The organism is Mesorhizobium sp. YM1C-6-2, from assembly GCF_003666685.1.
In the GTDB taxonomy this organism is placed as follows: Bacteria; Pseudomonadota; Alphaproteobacteria; order Rhizobiales; family Rhizobiaceae; genus Mesorhizobium_K.
In genome coordinates this window covers 630,553-651,643 of sequence record NZ_RCIZ01000002.1, presented here as the reverse complement: position 1 = coordinate 651,643, position 21,091 = coordinate 630,553, and the positions used below count along the sequence as shown (strand labels likewise).

Sequence of the window (21,091 nt, the reverse complement as noted above, 5' to 3'; positions counted from 1 at the left end):
GATGAACCTTTCCCTCGCCGACATCGTGTTGGTCGTGACGGGGTCGACGCAGGGCGTCGGCCGCGCGGTCGCGCTGGAGGCCGCGAAGAACGGCGCCGAAGCGATCGTCATCACCGGCCGTGACAAGGCGCGCGGCGCAGCCGTCGCGGCGGAAGTCGAGGCGCTGGGCGCCAAGGCGCATTTCGCGGCGGCTGACCTTGCCGACCCCAAGGCAAGCGACATCATCGCGGATGCGGCGCTGAAGACATTCGGCCGCATCGACGCGCTGGTGAACGCCGCCGGCGCCACCGACCGCGGCTCGATGATGTCGGCCACGCCGGAACTCTGGGACTGGATCCACGCGGTCAACGCGAAGACGCCCTTCTTCCTGATGCAGCGGGCGATCGCCGACATGCGCGCACGCGGGAAGCCGGGCGCCATCGTCAACATATTGTCGATCAACGTGCATGGCGGCGCCACCGACCTGACGGTCTATTCCGCCAGCAAGGCGGCGCTTGCGCTGGTCACCAAGAACGCCGCGCATGCGCACCGCTTCGACCGCATCCGCATCAACGGCATCAACATGGGCTGGGCCGATACGCCGGCCGAACGGGTGATGCATGCCGACACGCTGGGCAAGGGACCGGAGTGGCTGGCCGAGCAGGCGGCGCGGCAACCCTTCGGCCGGCTGCTGTCGCCGGAGGACGTCGCCAGGCTGACGCACTTCCTGCTGTCGCCTGCATCGGAGCCGATGACCGGCGCGGTGATCGACCAGGAGCAGTGGGCCGTCGGACCGAGAGACGCATGAAGCGGCTGAACGAAGAGACCCTACCGCTTGCCGCGGCGGGCGTGCGAAGGCCGGGCTATGACCGCGCCAGGACGCGCATAGGCTTCGCGCATGTCGGCGTCGGCGCATTTCACCGCTGCCACCAGGCCGAATACACCGAGGACGCGCTGGAAGCCGGAGCGGACGACCGCGCCGAGATCGGCGTCAATCTGAGGCCGCCGTCGATCGAGGATCAGCTTGCCCCGCAGGACGGGCTCTATACGCGCTTGCTGGTCGACGGCGAGAAGGCGGAAGCGCGCGTCATCGGCTCGATCAGGCGCGTCCTCGACGCGGAACGCGAGCCGGCGAAGGCGGTGGTGGCGCTGGCCGACACCGGCATCGACGTCGTCACCATGACGGTGACGGAGAAGGGCTACTGCCACGTGCCGGCGAGCGGCGCGCTCGACTGGGAGCGGCCGGAGATATCAGAGGACCTGAAGCGGACGGCGGGACGCCAGTCGCTGCCGGGCTTCCTCGCGGACGTGCTCGCCAAGCGCATGGCCGCCAACGCGCCGGTGACGCTGATCTCCTGCGACAACATTCCCGGCAACGGGCACATATTGAGAAACGTGGTGTCAAGCTTCGCGGAAGCCGCCGACAAGACGCTCGCCGCGTGGATCATGGACAATGTTCGCTTTCCCTCGACCATGGTCGACCGCATCGTGCCGGCGACGCGGTCGGAGGACCTGAAGCGGGCCGAGGAGATCACCGGCCTGCATGACCAAGGCGTGGTGGTGGGCGAGCCGTTCCGACAATGGGTGATCGAGGACGACTTCAACCGCCCTCGCCCGCGCTGGGACGTCGCCGGCGCGGAATTCGTCGGCGATGTCGAGCCATACGAATTCATCAAGATGCGCGTACTCAACGCCTGCCAGACGGCGCTCTGCTATCTCGGCGCGCTGTCGGGTCTCGGCACCACCTGCGACGACGTCAACGACCCGCTCCTGAAAAGTTTCGCGCGGCGCATGATCCTTGCGGAGTCCGCGGCGGTGCTGCCTGATGTGCCGAGCATGCAGGTGGGGCCTTATCTCGACCTCACGCTGTCGCGGCTCGGCAACCCGGCGATCCGCCACTCGAACCACCAGATAGCCACGGACGGCTCGCAGAAGATCAACCAGCGCATCCTGCAGCCGTTGCGCGACCGCATGGCAAGGGGGCTTTCCTCGCCCCTGCTGGAGGTCGCGGTGGGTGGCTGGGTCGCCTATCTGGCGAAATCGCAGCCGGCCTTCGGCGCGACCTGGACCGCGAGCGACCAGATCATGCCGTTCGTGGCCGACATTGCCAAGAAATCGTCAGGCAACGTCGGAGCGTTCACAAGGCTCTTCATCGAAAACCGTGCAATCTTCGGCGACGGACTGGCGCAGGATGCGGGCTTCATCGCCCGCACGACCACGGCCGCGCGGGCGCTGCTCGAGGACGGCGTGGCTAGGACGCTTGCCGGAACGATGGCCGAGGCGCCGCCTGTGTAGGACGGCGCCAGCAGGGAGGACTGCTTGAGCGAGGAAACCGGCAGCACGCACGACTATGGCGAATTCGTCGCCACGCTTCTCGAACGAAAGCCTTCGCTCAGCCGGCGGCTGCAGCAGGTCGCACAATATCTGCTCAACAATCCCGAGGATGCGGCGATCTTCAGCATCGTCGAGATCGCGCGCCGCGCCGGCGTGCCGCCGTCGGCGATCACGCGTTTCGCCAAGGAACTCGGCTTCGACGGCTTTGCCGGACTGCAGGCACTGTTCAAGCAAAGGCTGCTCGGGCCGCGCATGTCCTATGCCGACCGGCTGCAGGCGGTGAACCGCGAGGTTGCCGCCGGGTCGCGTGAGCCCGGCGATCCCAGAGATCCGCACGAGGTCGCTGAAACCTTCATCCAGGCGGCGTTCGACGCATTGCTGAGGCTGCGCGAGGATGTGGCAGGGGCCGCGCTGACGCCCTTCGTCGATGCGCTGCAGAAGGCGAGAGCCGTGCACATCGCGGCGGCGCGCGGCGCCTTCGGCGTCGGCAGCTACACCTATTACGGCCTGTCGCGGATCGGAAAGCGCGCCTTCCTGCTCGACAATCTGGGCGCCATGCGCGCCGAGCAGCTCGCCGCCATGGATGCCGACGACGCGCTGCTGGTCATCACCTTCGACGACTACACGCCCGAGACGGTCGAACTTGCCCGCAAGGCCGCCGAGGCGGGACGCACCGTGCTCGCCATCACCGACAACGAGCTGAGTCCGGTCGCGCCGCTCGCCAGCCATGTGCTTTATGTGAAGGAAGGCCGGCTCGGGCATTTCCGCAGCCAGGTGCCGGCCATGGTGCTCTGCCAGACGCTGGTGATGAGCCTGGGGTATCGGACGCCGGAGGTGGCGGCTAGAGAGCCGACAAGGCGGCGCTAGCAAACTTGGCAACCTAGGAATTTCCCGTATCGGAGCTGCGTTCCAGATATGACCGAGCGTCTGACTTCTCTCGAGTACGCAGTCGTATCAAAGTTCTGCGGACAGCAGGGCTTAGACGTTCCGAACCCGCATGAGTTTGCTGTCACGTTCCGTGATCGTAACCCCGTCGGATTTATGACCGAAATATCTTGCGTGAAGCCACTAAGCTACAGCCGGCGAGCCTATGAGCAAATTCCCGATGCGATAAGCTTGGCGGTCGGAACCGAGATTGGATTCGTTCTTTTCTTCAAGGACGGACTATTGAACGCCATCGAGGGCTACAGCTACGGCGAGGAATGGCCTGAGCCAGAATGGCCGGTAAGATTTCGGGAAGGGTCAGACCAAACGGGCTAGCCCACCTCTTCCAGAAACACCTACTTGTCGTCGATGATCCTGAGATAGGCTGCCGTCACCGCCAGGATGATCGCGCCGAACAGCATGCGGCGCGCGCCTTCCGGCATCTGCAGGACGGTGAGCAGCGTGATCATCACCTGCAGGATGAGCGCGCCGACGATGGTGCCGGTGTAGCTGCCGCGGCCGCCGAAGATCGAGGTGCCGCCGATGACGGCGGCCGCCACCGAGGTCAGCACCAGCGGCTCGGCGAGCGACAGCGACGGCGCCCGGATCAGACCCATGTAGAGCAGGCCCATGACGCCGGCGAGCAGGCTGGAAAACATGTAGAGCGCCAAGATCACCTGCCAGTACTTCACGCCGGCGAGCCGCGTCGCGCGCTCGTTGTCGCCGATCGCGTAGAGCAGCCGGCCGAAGCCGGTGCGCTTCTGGATGAAGATCAGCAGCGCGGCGACCGGTATGAACAGCAGCAGCGCGTTGGGGAAGCCCCACGTCACGCCGGTGCCGAGCCATATGAGAAAATCCGGCACCTTGGCGCCGGAAGCGATCACCGTGCGCTGGTAGACCTGCAGGCAGCCGACGCCGATCAGGCTGGTGCCGAGTGTCATGATGAGCGGATGCACGCGGAAGACGCCGACGCCGATGCCGTTGACGAAGCCGATGCAGAGCGCGGGCACCAGCGCCATCAGCATCGCGGTGGCAGGGTCGTGGATCGCGCCCTGCGTGGCGACGATGAAGGCCGCCATCGTCGCGGCGGTGCCGACGGACAGGTCGATGCCGCCGGTCAGCATGGTCATCGTCTGGCAGCCCGCCATCAAGGCCAGCGGAATGGCGAACTTGATCGTGTTGCCGACCCAGCGCTGGTTGAGGATGCCGGGCTGGATGATGTTGAGCACCAGCACCAGCAGGACCAGAAGGATGATGAGCGGCACGAGCGGATAGTCGCTCATGAAGCGCTTGATGCGACGGCCGAGCGGCGCCTGTTCCGGTGTGGTTGCGCTGATGCTCATGACTGGCGGCTCCGCATTGCGATGAAGGCGCCGAACATGACGACCGCGACGAGGATGGTGCCTTCGACGATCGCCGTGACGTTGGGGTCGATGGCGAGTAGCGTCAGCACCGTGCGCGCGAGACGAAGCACGAAGACGGCGATGATCGGGCCGAGCAGGCCGCCCTTGCCGCCGCCCAGAACGACGCCGCCCAGCACCACCGCCGCGACGCTGGCCATGAGATAGGGACCGGGGATCGGCGCGCCGATGCCGGTGCTCATTGTGAGCGACAGGCCGCCCATGGCGCCGAACAGGCCGCCGATCGCATAGGCAAGGATCTTGGTGCGCGCCACCGGCACGCCGGAGCGGAAGGCAGCCAGCTCGTTGGAGCCGATGGCGTAGATCGACAGGCCGAGGCGCGACCGCTTCAGCGGGATCCAGACGATGCAGAGCAGCACGACGAGCAGCAGCAGCGCCTTCGGGAACCAGGCGGTGACGGCGGCGGGCAGCACCGGCAGTGGCACCGTGCCGAAGATCAGGCTGCGCAGCCAGTCCGCCGAGCCGCCGCCCGGAGCCGGCAGGATCAGCAGCGCCGCACCCTGCAGCATGAACAGCGTGGCGAGCGTCACCACGATGTCGGGCACGCGCGTGACCACGATCAGGATGCCGTTCAGCGCGCCGAGCGCGAAGCCCATCAAGAGCACGAAGGGCACCACGAGCAGCGCGAATTCCTCGCTGGCGCCGGCCATCAGCGCGGCAGCCGTCACGCTGGTCACCGCCATCATGGCGGCGACCGACAGATCGATGCCGCCTGCGATGACCACCACCGTCTGCGCGGCGACCGCGAAGGCGAAGGGCAGCACGGCGCTGACCAGCGAACCGAAGTCGCCGGCGCCGTAGCTCGGCTGGATCACCCTGGCGGCGATGAAGAGCAGGACGAACAGGACCAACAGCCCCGCAATCCATCCCTGCTGGCGCAGAATGCGCATCATGGCTGCGCCTCCGGCGCCGCATGGGGTTCGGCCAAGATGCCGACGTCGGCCTTGGCGTCGCGCGGCAGCCCGTAGGCGGCGCGCGTCAGGGCCGGCTCGTCGGCGATCTCGACCGGCAGCACGTCGACGACCTTGCCGCCGAAGATGACGATCGCCCGGTCGCAGACGAGCTGCACTTCCTCGAGCTCGGAGGTGTAGAACAAGACGGATTTCCCCTGCCCCGCGAGCTGCCTGAGCAGCTTGTAGATTTCCTGCTTGGTGCCGACGTCGATGCCGCGCGTCGGGTCGAAGCAGAGCAGCGTGCGCGCGTCCGCCGCGATCCAGCGGGCAATCGTCACCTTCTGCTGGTTGCCGCCCGACAGGCGCTGCACCTCGCGCTGCGCCCGCGTATCGATCTGCAGGCGCTCGATGGCGCTCTGCACCGTGGCGTCCTCCCGCCGCTTGGCGATCGGGCCCCAGTTGCGGAAGGCGGCGGAGAACGGCAGCGCGATGTTCTCGCGCACCGACTGCTGCATGGCGAGCGCCTCGGAGCGGTCGCCAGGAACATAGGCGATGCCCTTCTCGATAGCATCCACCGGGTGCGTGAAGCGTACGGCCTTGCCGTCGACCTCGATCGTGCCGCCATCCGGCCGGATCGAGCCGGCGAGCGCGGCGAACAGTTCGTCCTGCCCCTGGCCTTCGAGCGCGACGACGCCGGCGACCTCGCCGTCCTTGAGGTCGAAGGAGACGTCCTGCAGCTTGGTGCCGACCTTGAGATTGCGTACGGCGATGCGCGTGCTGCCGTCCACCGGCGCGGCGCCTTCCGTGGCCTTCTTCTGCGCGACGCGCTGCTTCTCGACCTTGGCGCCGAGCATCAGCTCGACGATCTTTTCCTCGATGCCCGGCTCGATGTCGACCACGCCGACGGTGGCGCCGTCGCGCAGCACGGTGGCGCGGTCGCAAAGCGCCGCGATCTCGACGAAGCGGTGGGAGATGAAGATGACGGAACGACCGGTCTGGCTCTGGCGCTTGACCACGTCGAGCACGCGTTCGGCGAGGTTCGCCGGCAGTGCCGCCGTCATCTCGTCGAGCAGCATCACGTCGGGCTCGACGGCGAGCGCGCGGGCAAGGTCGAGCACGCGCTGGATGGCGAGAGGAACGTCCCGCGCCAGATCGCGCAGGTCGAGATCGGGAACGCCGAGTTCCTTGATCCAGTGGCGGAACGGCTCGACGGGCGTCTGGGTGAGACGAAGATTGGAAAGGACGTCGAGATCGGGGATCAGCGACGGCTCCTGATAGACCGGCACGAGGCCTGCCTGCCGCGCCTTCGCGGGCGAGCGGATGTCGCGCTCCTGGCCGCGCACAAGGATGCGTCCCGCATTGGCCGGAATGGCGCCGGTGAGGATCTTGACCAGCGTCGACTTGCCGGCACCGTTGGCGCCCATCAGCGCATGCACTTCGCCCGGCCGCAGGGTGAGCGACGCGTTCTTCAGGGCGGCCACGGCACCGTAGCGCTTGGCCACGCCGGTGGCGTCGAGGAGCGGTTCTGTCGCCAAATCGATTAAAATCTCGGTTAGAGCGGCGGGGACGACGGCTGCGAGCCGTCGTCCCCGCTTCAGTTCAGGTCAGGCGATTATTCGCCGGGGCCTTTGCAGGCGACGATCTGGTCCTTGGTGTAGGTCGTCCAATCCGGGATCGAGATCGACACCGGCCACTCCGGCGACAGCGACGGGTCGGCAGCGCCTTTCAGCTTCTCCTTGCCGGCATCCGTCACGTTCTCCCAGATTTCCGGCTGCACGAGGACCGTCTGCTCGGCCGGCTTCTTGCCGTCGAGGATCTGCACCGCCAGCGTGACGCCAGCGCCGCCGATCGAGCCGGGGTTGGTGACGGCCGCGCCCTTCAGGCCCTCGACCGAGTTGAGCTGACCGACGAAGCCGGCATTATCGGCGCCGACGACCGGCACCAGCGTGGCCTGGCTCTCGACCAGAGCGTCGACGATCACGTTGTCGATGCCGCTAGTCCAGATGCCGTCGAACGGCACGCCGGTGGCGATGTAGTCGAGGATCTGCTGCTTGCCCTGATCCTGCTGCCAGCCGGTGAACACTTCCTGCGCCACCTTCACGTCGGGGAACTCGGCGAGAGCGCGCTTGAAGCCTTTGTCGCGGTCGCTGTCGGCGGAGGCGCCGGCCGCGCCGCGCATGTAGACGATGTTACCCTTGCCGCCGATCGTCTCGAACAGCCACTTGGCGCCGAGATAGCCGTACTCTTCCTGGTTGTTGGAGATGATGTAGGCGGACGGCTCGGTGACGGCCTGGTCGACCGCGACGACGGTGATGCCGGCGGCGGTGGCTTCGGCGAGCGCCGCCTGGATGCCGGCCGGGTCGGCCGGGTTGACGACGATGGCGTCGACCTTGGCGCTGATCAGATTGCGCAGGTCCTCGAGCTGGCCGGCAGCGTCGGTGTTGCGGTGGGCGATGTTGAGCGCCTTGACCTTGCCGGAAGCAAGCGCCTGCGCCTTGATCGCGCAGATCATCTCTTCACGCCAGCCGTTGCCCTGCACGGTGTTGGACACGCCGATCGTGTATTCCTGCGCGGCTGCCGCGCCGGCGAGCATGGTGGCGCCGAGCGCCGCCAGCCCGATCGTCTTCAAAACCTTCATGATCTTCTCCCTGTAACGATGCCTTCGCGCCTGGTCCTCAATACGAGCCGTCAGGCGCACCCCCGGTTGTGAAACTCTTCTACCGTTGCGCCGCGATCGGTGTCCAGACACCCCCTGCTTCATGGCTGTCGACGGAAGCGTCGATGAAGCGCATGCCAAGCAGCCCGTCCTCGATCGAGGGCACGAGCGCGGCAAGCGCCGAATCCACCGGCTCTCCGCGCCGACGCGCCGAAATCAAGGCGATGGCGTCGCGATAGAGGTTGCCGAAACCCTCGACGTAACCCTCGGGATGCTCGGCCGGCATGCGCGACACCCGCGCCGCCTCGCCGCCGACCTCGGCGCCGCCGCGGGTCAAAATGACGTGAGGTTTGCCGAATTCGCAGAAGCGCAGATATTCCGGCTCGTGGCCGTGCCACTCAAGCCCCGCCTTGTCGCCGTAGACCTTGACCGAGAGGCGGTTGTAGTTGCCGGGCGAGACCTGGCTGGCGACCAGCACGCCGCGCGCGCCGGAAGCATAGCGCATCATGACATGCGCGTTGTCGTCGAGCCGGCGGCCGGGAACGAAGGTGGTGAGGTCGGCAGCCACTTCGTCTGGCGCGATGCCGGACACGAAATGCGCCAGGCTGAAGGCATGCACGCCGATGTCGGCGAGGCAGGCGGAGCGCCCTGCCCGGGTAGGGTCAGTGCGCCATTCGGCCTGCTTCTGGCCGTCGGCGTCGATCGGTAGCGTCAGCCAGTCCTGTATATATTCGGCGCGCACGATGCGGACCTTGCCGAGCGCGCCCGACGCGACGAGCTCGCGCGCGTGGCGCACCATGGCGTAGCCCGTGTTGTTCAGCGTGACCGCGAAGACGAGGCCGGACTTTTTCGCGATCGCCGCCAGTTCCTCGGCTTCCTGGAGGGTGGCGGAAAGCGGCTTGTCGCAGATGCCGTCGATGCCGGCCTCGAGGAAGGCGCGGGCGACCGGCGCATGCAGATGGTTGGGCGTCACGATGACGACGGCCTCGATGCCGTCGGCGCGCTTGCCCTCTTCCTCGGCCATCTTGCGATAGTCGGAATAGGCGCGATCCTCGGCAATGCCGATATCGACGCCGGACAGCCTTGCGTTTTCGGGATCGGAGGAGAGCGCACCGGCGACCAGCTCGGCGCGGTCGTCGAGGCGCAGCGCCATGCGGTGCACGGCGCCGATGAAGGCGTTGCGGCCACCACCCACCATGCCGATGCGCAGGCGGCTGGGACCGATCTTGTCGCCGGTAGCGTAAACCATCTCAGTCCTTCATTTCAGGGGTGGGACTGCCCGGCTGAAGCCGCGCCGCCCGAAAACCTCCCAAACCTCCACCGTTCCCGACTATCGCACCAGATTTCCAATAGTCAAGAAATGAAAATTTCGTTCCAAATATCTATGGAAGCCGCGCCGCGGGACCCTCAGATGCCAGGCACCTTGCGCACCGTGCCGGGTTTCACCGCCTGGCCGGTGTGCGCCGACTGGATGGCGGCGAAGACGAGCGCCAGGCTGTCGAGATTGCCGCGCGCGCCGTTGAGCGGCTCGCGCTTCTGCTCGACCGCGACCAGAAGCTCGCCCATCGTGCCGGCAAAGCCGTCGTTGAACCAGGCGCCTTCGAGCTTCGGCCGCGCGATGCCCGCCTCCGTCGTCAGCGTCACCGACTGCTCGCCGAGGTTGGGCCCGGTGCTGGCGAGGCTGCCGAGAGTGCCGCCGACGAAGGTCGTGTCGAGCGGCCCGTGCTTGATCGCCGCGTCGAACACCAGCGAGGCCTGTCCGCCGTCGAAGGCGACCAACGCCTGCGCCAGCAGCGGCGGCTTCGCCTGCTGGCCGGCGGCGCGGTTGCGGGTGGCGTAGACGCTCGTCCCCCTGGCGCCGATCAAGCTCGACAGGAAGTCGAACCAGTGCACGGCGAAGTCGAAGAAGATCAGGTCGTCGATCTTCTCGAAGGGCGTGCCGACGATCCAGCTATGGTCCCAGTGGACGGCCGTGTGCGAGGAGATGACGTCGCCGATCACCCCGGCCCGCACCGCCTCGCGGATATAGGCGAAATGCGGCGCCCAGCGGCCGTTCTGGTTGACCGCGAGCCTGACATTGTTGCGGTCGGCAAGCTCGACCAGCCGCTCGCCGGTATCGAGGTCGGTGACGAAGGGCTTTTGCGACAGCACGTGCTTGCCGGCCTTGAGCGCGGCCTCGACCAGCGGCACCCGCTCCAGAGGATGCGGCGTGATATCGAACACCTCGATGTCGTCGCGCCTGAGCAGGCTCTCGAAATCGTCGGTGGCAATCGCGTCGGGATAGAATTCGTCGCGGCGCGTGGTGGCGCGCGCCAGCGTGCGCGACATCACCGCAGCGACGTCGAGCCCTGCCCGCCGGTAGGCGTCGAGATGGGCGAAAGATATGCCCCCTGCCCCGATCAGCGCGATCTTCGGTCGAAAGCTCTTGGGCATCGGCGGCTTGTAGGGCAGCTCCGGTGCGGCGATTTCCGGCAGCGTCTTGCCGACCAGTGCGTAGTCGCTTTCGGAGGGAAGATCGTCCTTGCTCATGGCAGCAGCTCCACGGTGCGCTTCTCACGCGCCGAAAGCACGGCGCTGTCGGTGATCTGCTGGCCGATACGAGAAAGCCTGGGGTCCAGCGGGCCGGAGATCTGCTCGCCGGTGGCGATCAGATGCAGCATGTATTCGACCGGCGCGCGGCGCGGCGCGGCAAGCGTGTCACAGGGCACGACATGCTGCTCGCGTTTCGCCCGCGTCTGCACGGTGACGTGGTCGTCATAGTCGTAGCTGGCGATGGTGCCGTGGGTGCCGACGATGACGAAGCCGCATTTCGGCTGCGGCTGCGTCGTCCACGGATCGGTGAAGGTGCCCCAGCGGGTCTCGAATTTGGAGAGGCCTTTGCTGTAGCGGCAGACGGTGACGGAATGCTCGTCGACCTCCAGCCCCTGCGGCTCGTCCATGATGCAGGTGACCTCGATGGGCTTCTCGCCGTTCATGAACCAGGAGCCGAGGGTGACGCCGTATCCGACATAGTCGAGCAGGCTGCCGCCGCCGGCGGACTTCTTGTAGAACCAGGAGTTCGGCTTGCCGGCCTGCACCTCCTCGTCGCTGACCTCGACCTTGTCGGCCAGATGGTAGAGCGGGCCGCGGTTGCCGTCGTAGAAATGCACCTCGATGACGTCACCGATGACGCCCTCGTCGATCAGGCGCTTGGTGGTGTTGTGCGAGCGATACCAGGCGAGCGGCCAGTTGATGGCGAGCAGCTTGCCGGTCTTCTGCACGGCCGCGATCATGCGGTCGGCGTCGGCGATCGAGGCGGCGAACGGCTTTTCCATCAGGATGTTGACGCCTGCCGGTGCGACGCGCTCGACCCACACGGCATGCTCGGCGGTCGCCGGGCAGAGGATGACGAGATCGGGCTTCGTCTCCGCGAGGCATCTTTCCGGATCGGTGTAGACGCGGTCGGCAGGAATACCGAAATTATCGATCGCACCCTGCATCCGCTTCGGGTCGGCGTCGCAGATGCCGACGATCTCGGCATCCGGATGGTTGAACGCTTCCCTGAGCAGGTCGCCCATGTGGAAGTGATCGAAATTGATGCCCGCCACCTTCCATTTCGCCATTCCGGCATTCCTCCCTGGCAATTCGCAATCAGATGTCTTTGAACCGCAGCCAAGCCCTTACGGCAATGGCGCGCGCGATGAAATTGTCGCGAGAATCAGGCCTGCTGCAGCTCGTCCATAAACTGCTTCAGCTCGCCCGGCTCGATGCCTACCACATGCTTCGGCTCCGGATAGGCGCCCGAACGCACGTCGGCGACATATTCGCTGAAGGCGGCGATGCGCTCCTGCTGCAGCCGGTCATATTCGGCGGCGAAGTTGCGGTAGACCTTGGAGTGGCGCGGATAGTGGCCGCGGTTGTAGCCGAGTATGTCTTCCGAGAAGAGATATTGCGCGTCGCAGCCGCCGCCGGCGCCCATGGAGATCAGGAAGACCGAGGTGCGCGCCGAGATCGCGCTTGCCACCTCGACCGGCACCACCTCGATCTCGGCGGCGAAGGCGCCGGCCTCTTCCAGCGCCTTGACCTGCTTCCAGACGAACATCGCCGTGTCGGCCGTCTTGCCGACGGCGCGGAAGCCGCCGGTCCAGGTCGAGTGATGCGGGATAAGGCCGGAATGGCCGCAGACGGGCACGTGCTCGTCGGCGAGCGCGCGGATCGTGTCGAGGCTCGCCGCACAATAGACGGCGTCGGCGCCGGTGCGGATGAAGCGGAAGGCGTCGCGCATGACGTCGTCCTTCAGCGCGAAGAAGGAATTCACGCTGCCCGGAATGGCGAAGACGTCGGGCGCGGCGTCCCGGAACTCGGGGTTGAGGATGAGCTCCGGAGTCACCGAAAGGATCTCGACGCCGGCGCGGGCGGCGGCTTCCACCTCTTCCATGGTGAAGACGCGTATCTTGGAAAGCTGCCGCTTGCCCTTCATGGCGCGAAGGTCGGCGACCGTCGGTCGGTTCGAGCGCATGGTTTCCCCCTCTTGAAATAGTGATGGCTTCCGCTCGGGAAGTGGAACAGCGTCAGCCGATCTGGATCAGGACCCTGCCCGCCTCGACGCGGGTCGGATAGGTCTTCAGGTTGACGCAGACCGGCGCGCCCTTGGCCTCGCCGGTCTTGTAGTTGAAGCGGCCGTTGTGTTTCGGGCACTCGATGATCTCGTCCATGACGAGCCCGTCGGCGAGATGCACCTGCTCATGCGTGCAGAGACCGTCGGTCGCGAAATATTCGTCGTCGGGCGACCGGTAGATCGCGAAGGTGCGCCCCTCGTGGTCGAAGCGCACCACGTCTTCCTCGTCGATCTCGTCGGCGCCGCACGCCTCGATCCATTCCGCCATGATGTCTCGCCTGCCTGTTCTTCTTGTTCTTCGGGTGGGGTCTTCCGGGCGGCCCTACTCGGCCGCCTGGATGGTGAGATCGTGGAACTCGTCGCGATAGGGCTTTGCCGTCGGCGGCAGCTCGCGCTTGAGGAAATAGTCCTCGTTGCGCAACTGGCGCAGGAAGGCCGGGACCATCTCGCGGTAGCCGTGCCACATGGAGGGGTTCGGCGCCGGCAGGTCGTGCTTGATCAGCGCGTGCAGCCTGGGCAGCGCATGGTAGGGCACCATCGGGAACATGTGATGCTCCACATGATAGTTCATGTTCCAGTAGATAAAGCGGCTGATCGGGTTCATCAGCACCGTGCGCGAGTTGAGCCGGTGGTCGGTGACGTTGTCGGCGAGCCCGCCATGCTGCAAGAGGCCGGTGAGGATGCCGTGCCAGGCGCCGTACATGCGCGGCAGGCCGATGATCATCAGCGGCAGCCACGACCCCATCCACAGCGCCAGTGCGACGGTCGCGGCGTAGATGGCGAGATGGATGCGCGCAACGCGCACGACCTTGTAGCGCTCCTGCTCGGGGATGAAGCTCTTCTCGGCGTCGCTGAGGATGCCGGCCGAATTGCGCGAGAGGTCGATCATGTAGTGCCAGACGTCGAGTATGCCGACGAAGTTGAGCACGACACGCAGCAGGTCCGGCGGCCGCATGACGGCGATCTCGGGATCGCGGCCGACGATGACGGTATCGGTGTGGTGGCGCGCATGGCTCCAGCGCCAGGTCACCGGATTGCGCATGATCATGAAGCTGCCGATCTGGTAGACGACGTCGTTCATCCAGCGCGTCCGGAAGGCGGTGCCATGGCCGGCCTCATGCCAGCGCGAGTCGCCCGACGAGCCGTAAAGCGTGCCGTAGACGAAGAAGAAGGGCACGCACCACCAGGTGCCCCAGAACCAGATGCCGCCGGCGGCCGACAGGGCGAGGACGCCGAGCCAGATGGCGGTGTCGCGCAGTGCCGGCCCGTCGGTACGCTGCATCAGCTCCTTCATCTGCTTACGCGGGATGTCGGTGTGATACCACTCGGCGGCGGCAAGACCGGTCTCGACGGCGCGACGGCCGCTTTCGCCCATCAGGTCATAATCACGCTTCGTCATCGTGAAATCGGCTCCATTTCCTTCTACTCGCGCTCCTCGGCCATGCTTTCAAGCTTCTTGGAGTGCTGAACGCCAGCAAGATCGAGCACATGCTCGGGGCGCGCACGCTGAAGATTTGCCGGCGGCTGGCCGTCCAGCATGCGCTTGATGTCCGCGACGATGAGCTTCCCCATCAGTTGCCGCCCACCGGTCACCGCTGCTGCCCGATGCGGCGACAGGATCACGTTCGGCAGCTTGCGCAGAATATGGTTCTCCGCCAGCGGCTCGACCGGGAAGACGTCGATCGCGGCCTTGATGCGCTTTGCTTCGGCCGCCGCGACCAGCGCGTCGAAATCGATCAGATGCGCGCGGCTGACCAGCACGACAAGCGCCCCGGGCTGCAGCTTGGCGATGGTCGCCGCATCGACCAGGCCCTTGTTGGTCTTGGTCGGGGCGGCGGTCACGAAGAACACGCGACTGGTTTTGGCGACCTCCTCCAGCGAGGCGAGCTTGACGCCGAGCTTGGCGGCCTCCGCCGGATCGAGCCACGGATCGTAGGCAGCGATCTTAGGCGAAAACGGCGCCAGCAGCCTGCTGATTTCGCGCGCGATCTGGCCGAAGCCGACAAAGCCGATCGACTGCCCGAACATGGTGAAGTCCGTCTTCGGGTTGTCGTTCAGCCAATGCTCGCCGCCGGTGCGGAACAGCTCATGTTCCTCGACAAGGCCGCGGCCAGCGGAAAGCGCCATCGCCACAGCCATTTCGGCGACCGAGCCGCGCATGCCGGGACCGGTCGCCAGCACCTCGATCTTGTGCTCGAAGCAGGCCGCGTAGTCCACCGTGTCCGGGAAGGCCCCATAGAGTTCTATCACCGCCTGCAGGTTTTTAGCCGCCGCAATCTGGTTCGCGTCGAGCGTCGGCAGAGCCGAGAGGTAGAAGCGCATCTTGCCAAGGTTCTCAGCCAGCACCGAGGCCGGAATAGGATCGCTTTTGGCCCACACCAGCTCGCACATCTCGCCAAGCCTGGCGAAATCCTCTGATGTGAACAGTTCGTCGTGCCTGCGCCACTGCGAGTCGAGCACCGCGATCGGCTTGGTCATTCTCATCCTCCCCAAAGATTATCGGCCGGCATGCCGGCTGTTTGATTCACGCTAGCTGATGTCTCTGATGTGATGCAATCAAACACCCAATCAGAATCAATCAATTCGTTGGGTAGCCGCTTTCAATCGCTTGGTTTTCTGCCGATTTCGGCGGGTTTCGCGCCGGTGATCAGCGCGACAAGCTCGTCGCCGGAGGTCTCGGCGGTACGCCGGTGGCCGACGACGCGGCCATTGCGCATGATCCAGATCTCGTTGGAAAGCCGCATCACCTGATCGAAATTGTGGCTGATCAGCAGGAATGTACGTCCCTGGTCGCGCAGCCGCTCGATGAGGTTCTCGACCTCCGTCCGTTCCTTCACGCCGAGGGCAGCCGTCGGCTCGTCCATGATGGTGAGCTTGGCGTTCCAGCCAACCGCCCGGCTGATCGCCACGGCCTGACGCTGGCCGCCCGACAACCGCCGCACCCGCGCCTCGATCGAGGGTATGTTTATCTGCAGGCCGCTCAGCATCTCTCTGGCCCGCTCGGCCATGGCGCGCTTGCGCGTCAGCCTGAGCGGGCCGCCCCAAGTCAGCTCACGCCCAAGGAAGAGATTCTGCCAAATCGTCAGGTCGTCGACGAGCGCAAGATCCTGAAACAGCGTCTCTACGCCGACCCTCCTCGCTTCGTCCGGGTCGTGCATCACCACCGGCTGTCCGTCGAAGGCGATCTCGCCGGAGGTCGGCTGGTGCACGCCGGTCAGTATCTTGACCAGCGTCGACTTGCCGGCGCCATTGTCGCCGACGATTGCCGCGACCTTGCCGGCCTCGACCGATATGCTCACCCCGTCGAGCGCGACAACCGGGCCGAAATGCTTCCTGACGTTGCGGACATCCAGCATCTTGCGCGGCCCGGCTGCGGACACCGCAGCATCGTAAGCTGTAGAGGCGGCCGGCGTCATTTCTGGAACCTGTAGGCGATAGCGAAGATGATCACGACCAGACCGGTGACGATCGGCTGGTAGAAGACGCCGATCCCAAGCAACGTCATCAGGTTGAGCAGCGCCATCAGCACGAGCGCGCCGATGACCGGCCCGACGATCGTACCGCGGCCTCCGAACAGGCTGGTGCCGCCGAGTACGGACGCCGCGATCGAATTGAGCAGATAGGAGCTTCCAGTCGCAGGTTCGGCTGAGCCTATGCGCGCCGTCAGCATGATGCCGGCAATACCGGCTAGGAGGCCGCTGATCATAAAGGCTGCGACCTTTATGCGCCCGACCTTGAGCCCGAGGTTGCGGCTGCCTTCGTGGTTGCCGCCAATGGCGAAGAGATGCGTGCCGAACTGGGTGTGGAAGAGTACCAGATGGCCGAGGACTGCGACGATGCCCGCAAGGAGCGTGATGTTGGGGATCGGCCCGATACTGCCGCTCGCCAGCGAGGTCAGCAGCGGTGATATCACGCTGACCGGCCGTCCGTTGGAGAGCACCAGCGCGGTGCCCGACGCAATGCTCAGCATGCCGAGCGTAGCGATGAAATCGCTGATCTTTCCCTTGGAGACGATGAGGCCGTTGATCATGCCGAAGAGCGCGCCGACCAGCACGGCCATCAGCATTCCCGCGGGAACCCCGAGCTTATAGGTGACGGCCACGCCGATCATCACGCTGGAGACCTGCACCAGCGACCCCACCGACAAGTCGATGCCGGCGGTGATGATGACGAAGGTCTGGCCGATCGCCACCACCACGAGGATCGAACTCGCCACCAGGATCGAAGTGATGTTGGCGACCGTCAGGAAATGCGGTGAGGCGATCCCGCCTACCGCCATCACCGCGAGCAAAGCCAGCACGATCGCCCAGTCGAGCAGTTTGCTCGACTGGACGAACCGTGCCAGTTGCCCAGGAACAAGCGGGGCCACCACACTGGTCCCGCTGCGCACATTCGGCTGCGTCATATACGTTGCCCGGTTAGCGGATCTGCTTGCTTTGAACGCGCTACTTGATCAGCTTCGCAATCGGGCTTTCGTATTCGAAGAACGGCTGTGGCGCAGAAGCTTTGGCGGCTGCGACGTTCTCCGAGGTGATCAGCGCCTGTGGAGCCGCGGTCAGCGGATCGACCGTCGCCCCCTGCGAGGCGGCGAGGCATGCCTCGACCTCGAGTCCGCCCATCAGGAACGGAAACTGTGCGGCCGTTCCGGTGAGTTGACCGGCCTCGATCGAGTTCAGCGCGTCGTCGATGGCGTCGGTGCCGAACACCAGCACCTTGCCGGTGAGGCCGGCATTGTTCACGGCCTGCTGGACACCGAGCGCCATGCCGTCATTGGCCGCGTAGAAGCCCTTGAGATCAGGATGCGCGCGCAGGATGGCGTCGGCGGCATTGAGCGCCTTCTCGCGGTCCCAGTCGGCCGCCTGCTCCTGGACGATCTCCAGGCCACCGGCGCCGCTGCGGAATCCTTCGAGGCGCTGGATGCTGGCCGGGTGAGCCGCCAAGCCGCCGATCAGCGCGACCTTGCCGGAGCCGTCGAAACGCTTGACCATGTCCTCGGCCACAGCCTTACCGGCGTCGGTATGGCGCACGGTCACATATGTCGTCAGCTTGACGCCGGCGGCCTGGAGAGCCGCTTCGTCGAAGGCGTCGCCTGCTACGATCGGAATGTTCTTCTGCGCTGCCGTCACCAGCGGCTGGATCAGATTGCTGTTGCTGATCGGCGCAACGATGAAGCAGTTGTAGTCCTGTCCGACCATGGCCTGGACGATGTTGGTCTGTTCGTCGATCGAGGACTCATCGGTGCCCGCCTGAACGGTCACGACCGCCCCGATCTCCTTGGCCTTTGCCTCTATGCCCTGCTGCGTGGCGGCCCAGTAGGGATTGGCCAGCGTTTTCAGGACCACGGCGATCTTCAGATCCTTGCCCGGCAAATCCTGGGCGACACTTGGAACGGCCACCAGGGCCGCCAGTACAGTTCCAGCCAAAAGTATCGATGCAGTTTTCACGTTTACTTCCTCCCCTTTTTTTAACCTGCGCGTGGTGCTGCCCATGCCAGAGCCAAGGCATCACAACGCATCTCCTCCAAGATCGAGCATAGACGCCGAAAGGGCGCTCACAATCAAACTCTCCATCAGATCACATCACGATATTTGATCGACAGGCGAGCTCAGGCCGATGGAAATCGGCCAAAAACCAGAAGAGCCCGATCTCTAACCCCATGCTTTTCTTGGTATTGAGGCCCGTTCCAGTAAATGAGGGGGCAATCAGGGAAACGCTCAGTTTCGATCGACATATTGGCAGCATGCGCGGTGAGATGCTTAATCGTCGCTCGTTACAAAGGGATTCTTCATGAAAGTTACGGTTTCAGCGATAGCGCAAAGCTGCGGCCTCTCCACCGCGACGGTCGACCGGGCGCTGAACAACAGGCCGGGTATCAGCGCGGCGAACCGCCAGCGCGTGATGGAGGCGGCGCAGCGGCTCGGCTATCTGCCGACGGCCGGCTCCGTCACCCTTCCCTCGCGGCCTGCGGCGCTCGAATTCTTCCTGCCGATCCGGCAGAACGTGTTCATGAGCGAGCTGGCCGACCACATCCGCGACCAGGCCAGCCGCATGCCGCTGGTCGCCTCCTGCAAAATCCACGACCTTGCAGACATCTCGCCGGCCACCCTGCAGGCGGCGATGGACAAGCTCTCGCTGGAGACCAAGGGGGTCGGTGTGATCGCCGTCGACCACCCACGCACGCGCGGCGTACTGCAGCGGCTTGCGGATGCGGGCGTCAAGCTCGTCACCATCGCCTCGGACGTGCCGGCGGCGCCGCGCTCGGCCTATGTCGGGCTGGACAACCGCGTTGCCGGGCGGACGGCGGCGTTCCTGATGGGCAGGCTGCTGCGCGCCCTTTCCGGCGACATCGCGATCGTCACCGGCTCACGTTCCTATCGCGGCCATGAGGAGCGCGAGATGGGTTTCCGCGCCGTGCTCGCCGAGGATTTCCCAAAACTCACGGTGAGCATATCAGTCGACACCAACGAGGACGGCGAGGCGAGCTATGCGGAGACCGTGAAGCTGCTGCGCGACCAGCCTGAGCTGCGCGGGATCTACTGCGTCGGCGCCGGCCGTTTCGGCGTGGCGCGCGCGCTGCGCGAGACCAAGCTGGCGCAAAGGCCGGTCTTCATCTGCCACGACCTGACGCCGCTCACCCGCACCTACCTGATCGACGACCTTGCCGACGTGGTGATCGACCAGAATGCCCGCCTGACCGCCGTGCAGTCGGTGATCCAGCTGCTCGGCTCGATCGCCTCGTCGGCGCAGGTGATCGCCAACCGCTACATCGAGCCCAGGCTGATCTTCCGGGAGAACATCCCGGCACATTGAGACCGATGCCTCTCAGACGGCGAGATAGCCGCCGTCGACCGGCAGGATCGTGCCGGTGACGTAGGAGGCGAGCGGCGAGCAGAGGAAGAGAACCGCGCCGGCCAGTTCGTCGGGCTTGCCCCAGCGCTTCAGCGCGGTCCGCTCGGCGATGGCGCGGTTGCGCGCCTCGTCCTCGCGAACGGCCTGCGTCAGCGCGGTTTCGATCCAGCCCGGCGCGATGGCGTTGACGCGGATGCCATCGCCCGCCCAGGCGATCGCCAGCGACTTGGTCAACTGGGCGATGCCGCCCTTCGACGCGGAATAGCCGGGGACCAGCCCGCCGCCGAAGAAGCTCAGCATGGATGCCGTGTTGACGATGGTGCCGCCCTGCCGGGCAAGCAGCGGCCGTGCGGCAGACGAGAGGCGCATCGTGCCGGTCAGGTTGATGTCGACGACATCGGCGAAAACTTCAGGCTGGAGCTCGTCGCCGCGGCGGATGACGCCGGCGCAGTTGACGAGATGGTCGAGCCTGTCGAAGCCGGCGACCAGCGCGGCGATGGCCCTTTCGTCGCGGACATCGAGCTGCCGGACGGTTGCACCTTCCAGCTCGCGTTCGGCCGCCGACAGGTCGCCGACGCCGGTCACGGTGACGCGGGCGTTCTCCGCGAGGAATGCCTTGGCGACCGCGGCGCCGATGCCGGAGGTCCCGCCGCTGATCAGGACATGCCGGTCCGCGAAGCAGCCGTTCGGCCAGAAGCCCATCGCCGTCACCGGATGAAGGCGTTCACGTAGTCGGCGCCGAGCCCGACCCGCTCGAAATGCGCGCGGCACATGTCGATCTTGGTGAAGACGTCCTCGTAGCCGAGATTCTTGCCCCAGGGGTCGACGTAATACATGACGCCGTTGACCTGGAAAAAGGTGATCATCTCCTCGACATCGTCAGGCACGACGAGCGTGTGCGTCTCGCCCGGGGGCTCGAAGACATAGGATCCTTCGGTAGCGACCCAGTCGTGCTCGAGATAGCGCCAGCGCCCCTTGAGCACGAAGCCGTGCACGGATTGCGGATGGCGGTGGCGCGACAGCACGCCCGCCTTGCGCACCTTGAGCAGGTTCGTCCAGTAGCCCTGCGAGCGGTTCAGGCAGAGCGGCCTGAACCAGACATTCTCGGCCTGCGGCACCCAGAGCCGGTCGTCCGTGGGGACGGCGTCCGGGACGACGATCTCCGGCAATGCGTCCACCGGCATCGGGAACTGGTAGGGCATGCGGGCGTGTTCGTCTTTCTCGGCGGGCATTTCGTCTCGTCCTGTTCGGCGGGTCGTCGGAGCGACCAGATTGCGCAGATGACCCGAACAGTCAAATGACGTGGGCGCGCATCCGGGAGCCCCAACGCGGCCGGCCCGACGGAATGAAAGTCTCCGCACGCAGCCCTACCGGATTTTTCAACTACGCACCTGAGCTTTCGCGGATTGGATTTTCTCGTGGACCCCGGCCATATTTG

General features: G+C 65.6%; 21 protein-coding genes. 5 read left to right on the top strand and 16 right to left on the bottom strand.

Annotated elements, in window-relative coordinates; translation table 11 throughout:
* Nucleotide 1 precedes the first annotated feature (1 nt).
* The 4 genes from D8676_RS07985 to D8676_RS27540 are packed head-to-tail and all read left to right on the top strand — an operon-like array spanning nucleotide 2 to nucleotide 3,573.
* Nucleotides 2–787 (top strand): SDR family oxidoreductase, encoded by a 786-nt coding sequence (locus D8676_RS07985; protein ID WP_121580301.1) that lies wholly within the window; start codon nucleotides 2–4, stop codon nucleotides 785–787.
* On the top strand, nucleotides 784–2,274 hold the full coding sequence (locus tag D8676_RS07980) for a mannitol dehydrogenase family protein (protein WP_121580300.1): 1,491 nt from the start codon (nucleotides 784–786) through the stop codon (nucleotides 2,272–2,274). The genes D8676_RS07985 and D8676_RS07980 overlap by 4 nt, the downstream gene beginning before the upstream one ends.
* A 24-nt stretch (nucleotides 2,275–2,298) precedes the next feature.
* The gene (locus D8676_RS07975; protein ID WP_121580299.1) at nucleotides 2,299–3,180 is read left to right on the top strand and encodes a MurR/RpiR family transcriptional regulator; all 882 of its coding nucleotides are present in this window, start codon (nucleotides 2,299–2,301) and stop codon (nucleotides 3,178–3,180) included.
* A gap of 48 nt (nucleotides 3,181–3,228) precedes the next feature.
* Nucleotides 3,229–3,573 carry a hypothetical protein gene (locus tag D8676_RS27540; RefSeq protein ID WP_121580298.1) on the top strand — a complete coding sequence of 115 codons (345 nt, stop codon included), beginning with the start codon at nucleotides 3,229–3,231 and terminating at the stop codon, nucleotides 3,571–3,573.
* 20 nt (nucleotides 3,574–3,593) lie between these two features.
* Here the strand turns inward: D8676_RS27540 and D8676_RS07965 are convergent, their stop codons facing one another.
* The 14 genes from D8676_RS07965 to D8676_RS07900 all read right to left on the bottom strand — a co-directional run bounded on the left by D8676_RS07965 (nucleotide 3,594) and on the right by D8676_RS07900 (nucleotide 18,248).
* A complete protein-coding gene (locus tag D8676_RS07965; protein ID WP_121580297.1) occupies nucleotides 3,594–4,580 on the bottom strand; it encodes an ABC transporter permease in 987 nt (328 codons plus the stop codon).
* Nucleotides 4,577–5,551, bottom strand: coding sequence for an ABC transporter permease (locus D8676_RS07960; protein ID WP_121580296.1), 975 nt, complete (start codon nucleotides 5,549–5,551; stop codon nucleotides 4,577–4,579). Before D8676_RS07960 ends, D8676_RS07965 begins: the two co-directional genes overlap by 4 nt.
* Nucleotides 5,548–7,086 (bottom strand): sugar ABC transporter ATP-binding protein, encoded by a 1,539-nt coding sequence (locus D8676_RS07955; RefSeq protein ID WP_121580295.1) that lies wholly within the window; start codon nucleotides 7,084–7,086, stop codon nucleotides 5,548–5,550. Before D8676_RS07955 ends, D8676_RS07960 begins: the two co-directional genes overlap by 4 nt.
* 77 nt (nucleotides 7,087–7,163) lie before the next feature.
* On the bottom strand, nucleotides 7,164–8,189 hold the full coding sequence (locus D8676_RS07950) for an ABC transporter substrate-binding protein (protein WP_121580294.1): 1,026 nt from the start codon (nucleotides 8,187–8,189) through the stop codon (nucleotides 7,164–7,166).
* 79 nt (nucleotides 8,190–8,268) lie between these two features.
* On the bottom strand, nucleotides 8,269–9,456 hold the full coding sequence (locus tag D8676_RS07945; RefSeq protein ID WP_121580293.1) for a Gfo/Idh/MocA family oxidoreductase: 1,188 nt from the start codon (nucleotides 9,454–9,456) through the stop codon (nucleotides 8,269–8,271).
* A 158-nt stretch (nucleotides 9,457–9,614) separates the two neighbouring features.
* Complete coding sequence (locus D8676_RS07940; protein ID WP_121580292.1) at nucleotides 9,615–10,736, bottom strand: Gfo/Idh/MocA family oxidoreductase; 1,122 nt, start codon at nucleotides 10,734–10,736, stop codon at nucleotides 9,615–9,617.
* Nucleotides 10,733–11,809, bottom strand: coding sequence for a Gfo/Idh/MocA family oxidoreductase (locus tag D8676_RS07935; RefSeq protein WP_121580291.1), 1,077 nt, complete (start codon nucleotides 11,807–11,809; stop codon nucleotides 10,733–10,735). Before D8676_RS07935 ends, D8676_RS07940 begins: the two co-directional genes overlap by 4 nt.
* Nucleotides 11,810–11,904: 95 nt before the next feature.
* On the bottom strand, nucleotides 11,905–12,705 hold the full coding sequence (locus D8676_RS07930) for a 3-methyl-2-oxobutanoate hydroxymethyltransferase (RefSeq protein ID WP_121580290.1): 801 nt from the start codon (nucleotides 12,703–12,705) through the stop codon (nucleotides 11,905–11,907).
* 52 nt (nucleotides 12,706–12,757) lie between these two features.
* Nucleotides 12,758–13,075: a MocE family 2Fe-2S type ferredoxin gene (locus tag D8676_RS07925; RefSeq protein ID WP_183097035.1), complete on the bottom strand. Its 318-nt coding sequence runs from the start codon at nucleotides 13,073–13,075 to the stop codon at nucleotides 12,758–12,760.
* Nucleotides 13,076–13,126: 51 nt separating this feature from the next.
* Complete coding sequence (locus D8676_RS07920) at nucleotides 13,127–14,203, bottom strand: fatty acid desaturase family protein (protein ID WP_121580288.1); 1,077 nt, start codon at nucleotides 14,201–14,203, stop codon at nucleotides 13,127–13,129.
* A 23-nt stretch (nucleotides 14,204–14,226) separates the two neighbouring features.
* The gene (locus D8676_RS07915; protein WP_121580287.1) at nucleotides 14,227–15,282 is read right to left on the bottom strand and encodes an NAD(P)-dependent oxidoreductase; all 1,056 of its coding nucleotides are present in this window, start codon (nucleotides 15,280–15,282) and stop codon (nucleotides 14,227–14,229) included.
* 122 nt (nucleotides 15,283–15,404) lie between these two features.
* Nucleotides 15,405–16,184, bottom strand: coding sequence for an ATP-binding cassette domain-containing protein (locus D8676_RS07910; protein WP_245426663.1), 780 nt, complete (start codon nucleotides 16,182–16,184; stop codon nucleotides 15,405–15,407).
* 32 nt (nucleotides 16,185–16,216) lie between these two features.
* On the bottom strand, nucleotides 16,217–17,209 hold the full coding sequence (locus tag D8676_RS07905) for an ABC transporter permease (protein ID WP_121580285.1): 993 nt from the start codon (nucleotides 17,207–17,209) through the stop codon (nucleotides 16,217–16,219).
* Nucleotides 17,210–17,249: 40 nt separating this feature from the next.
* Nucleotides 17,250–18,248, bottom strand: a complete 999-nt coding sequence (locus D8676_RS07900; RefSeq protein ID WP_183097024.1) for a substrate-binding domain-containing protein — start codon at nucleotides 18,246–18,248, stop codon at nucleotides 17,250–17,252.
* A 343-nt stretch (nucleotides 18,249–18,591) separates the two neighbouring features.
* On the opposite strand from D8676_RS07900, the gene D8676_RS07895 reads away from it, so the two are divergent.
* Entirely contained in the window at nucleotides 18,592–19,614 is a 1,023-nt protein-coding gene (locus D8676_RS07895; RefSeq protein WP_121580283.1) for a LacI family DNA-binding transcriptional regulator, read from the top strand.
* A gap of 12 nt (nucleotides 19,615–19,626) precedes the next feature.
* Here the strand turns inward: D8676_RS07895 and D8676_RS07890 are convergent, their stop codons facing one another.
* Together D8676_RS07890 and D8676_RS07885 are read right to left on the bottom strand one after the other, a co-directional pair.
* A complete protein-coding gene (locus tag D8676_RS07890; protein ID WP_121580282.1) occupies nucleotides 19,627–20,355 on the bottom strand; it encodes an SDR family oxidoreductase in 729 nt (242 codons plus the stop codon).
* 5 nt (nucleotides 20,356–20,360) lie between these two features.
* A complete protein-coding gene (locus D8676_RS07885; protein WP_121580281.1) occupies nucleotides 20,361–20,885 on the bottom strand; it encodes a 2,4'-dihydroxyacetophenone dioxygenase family protein in 525 nt (174 codons plus the stop codon).
* Nucleotides 20,886–21,091: the final 206 nt, after the last annotated feature.

What these genes read in the sequence shown, in the direction of transcription:
- D8676_RS07985 (WP_121580301.1), top strand. Translation starts at nt 2, where the DNA reads ATGAACCTTTCCCTCGCCGACATCGTGTTGGTCGTGACGGGGTCGACG.
- D8676_RS07980 (WP_121580300.1), top strand. Translation starts at nt 784, where the DNA reads ATGAAGCGGCTGAACGAAGAGACCCTACCGCTTGCCGCGGCGGGCGTG.
- D8676_RS27540 (WP_121580298.1), top strand. Translation starts at nt 3,229, where the DNA reads ATGACCGAGCGTCTGACTTCTCTCGAGTACGCAGTCGTATCAAAGTTC.
- D8676_RS07965 (WP_121580297.1), bottom strand. Translation starts at nt 4,580, where the DNA reads ATGAGCATCAGCGCAACCACACCGGAACAGGCGCCGCTCGGCCGTCGC.
- D8676_RS07960 (WP_121580296.1), bottom strand. Translation starts at nt 5,551, where the DNA reads ATGATGCGCATTCTGCGCCAGCAGGGATGGATTGCGGGGCTGTTGGTC.
- D8676_RS07950 (WP_121580294.1), bottom strand. Translation starts at nt 8,189, where the DNA reads ATGAAGGTTTTGAAGACGATCGGGCTGGCGGCGCTCGGCGCCACCATG.
- D8676_RS07945 (WP_121580293.1), bottom strand. Translation starts at nt 9,456, where the DNA reads ATGGTTTACGCTACCGGCGACAAGATCGGTCCCAGCCGCCTGCGCATC.
- D8676_RS07940 (WP_121580292.1), bottom strand. Translation starts at nt 10,736, where the DNA reads ATGAGCAAGGACGATCTTCCCTCCGAAAGCGACTACGCACTGGTCGGC.
- D8676_RS07935 (WP_121580291.1), bottom strand. Translation starts at nt 11,809, where the DNA reads ATGGCGAAATGGAAGGTGGCGGGCATCAATTTCGATCACTTCCACATG.
- D8676_RS07930 (WP_121580290.1), bottom strand. Translation starts at nt 12,705, where the DNA reads ATGCGCTCGAACCGACCGACGGTCGCCGACCTTCGCGCCATGAAGGGC.
- D8676_RS07920 (WP_121580288.1), bottom strand. Translation starts at nt 14,203, where the DNA reads ATGACGAAGCGTGATTATGACCTGATGGGCGAAAGCGGCCGTCGCGCC.
- D8676_RS07915 (WP_121580287.1), bottom strand. Translation starts at nt 15,282, where the DNA reads ATGACCAAGCCGATCGCGGTGCTCGACTCGCAGTGGCGCAGGCACGAC.
- D8676_RS07905 (WP_121580285.1), bottom strand. Translation starts at nt 17,209, where the DNA reads ATGACGCAGCCGAATGTGCGCAGCGGGACCAGTGTGGTGGCCCCGCTT.
- D8676_RS07895 (WP_121580283.1), top strand. Translation starts at nt 18,592, where the DNA reads ATGAAAGTTACGGTTTCAGCGATAGCGCAAAGCTGCGGCCTCTCCACC.
- D8676_RS07890 (WP_121580282.1), bottom strand. Translation starts at nt 20,355, where the DNA reads ATGGGCTTCTGGCCGAACGGCTGCTTCGCGGACCGGCATGTCCTGATC.
- D8676_RS07885 (WP_121580281.1), bottom strand. Translation starts at nt 20,885, where the DNA reads ATGCCCGCCGAGAAAGACGAACACGCCCGCATGCCCTACCAGTTCCCG.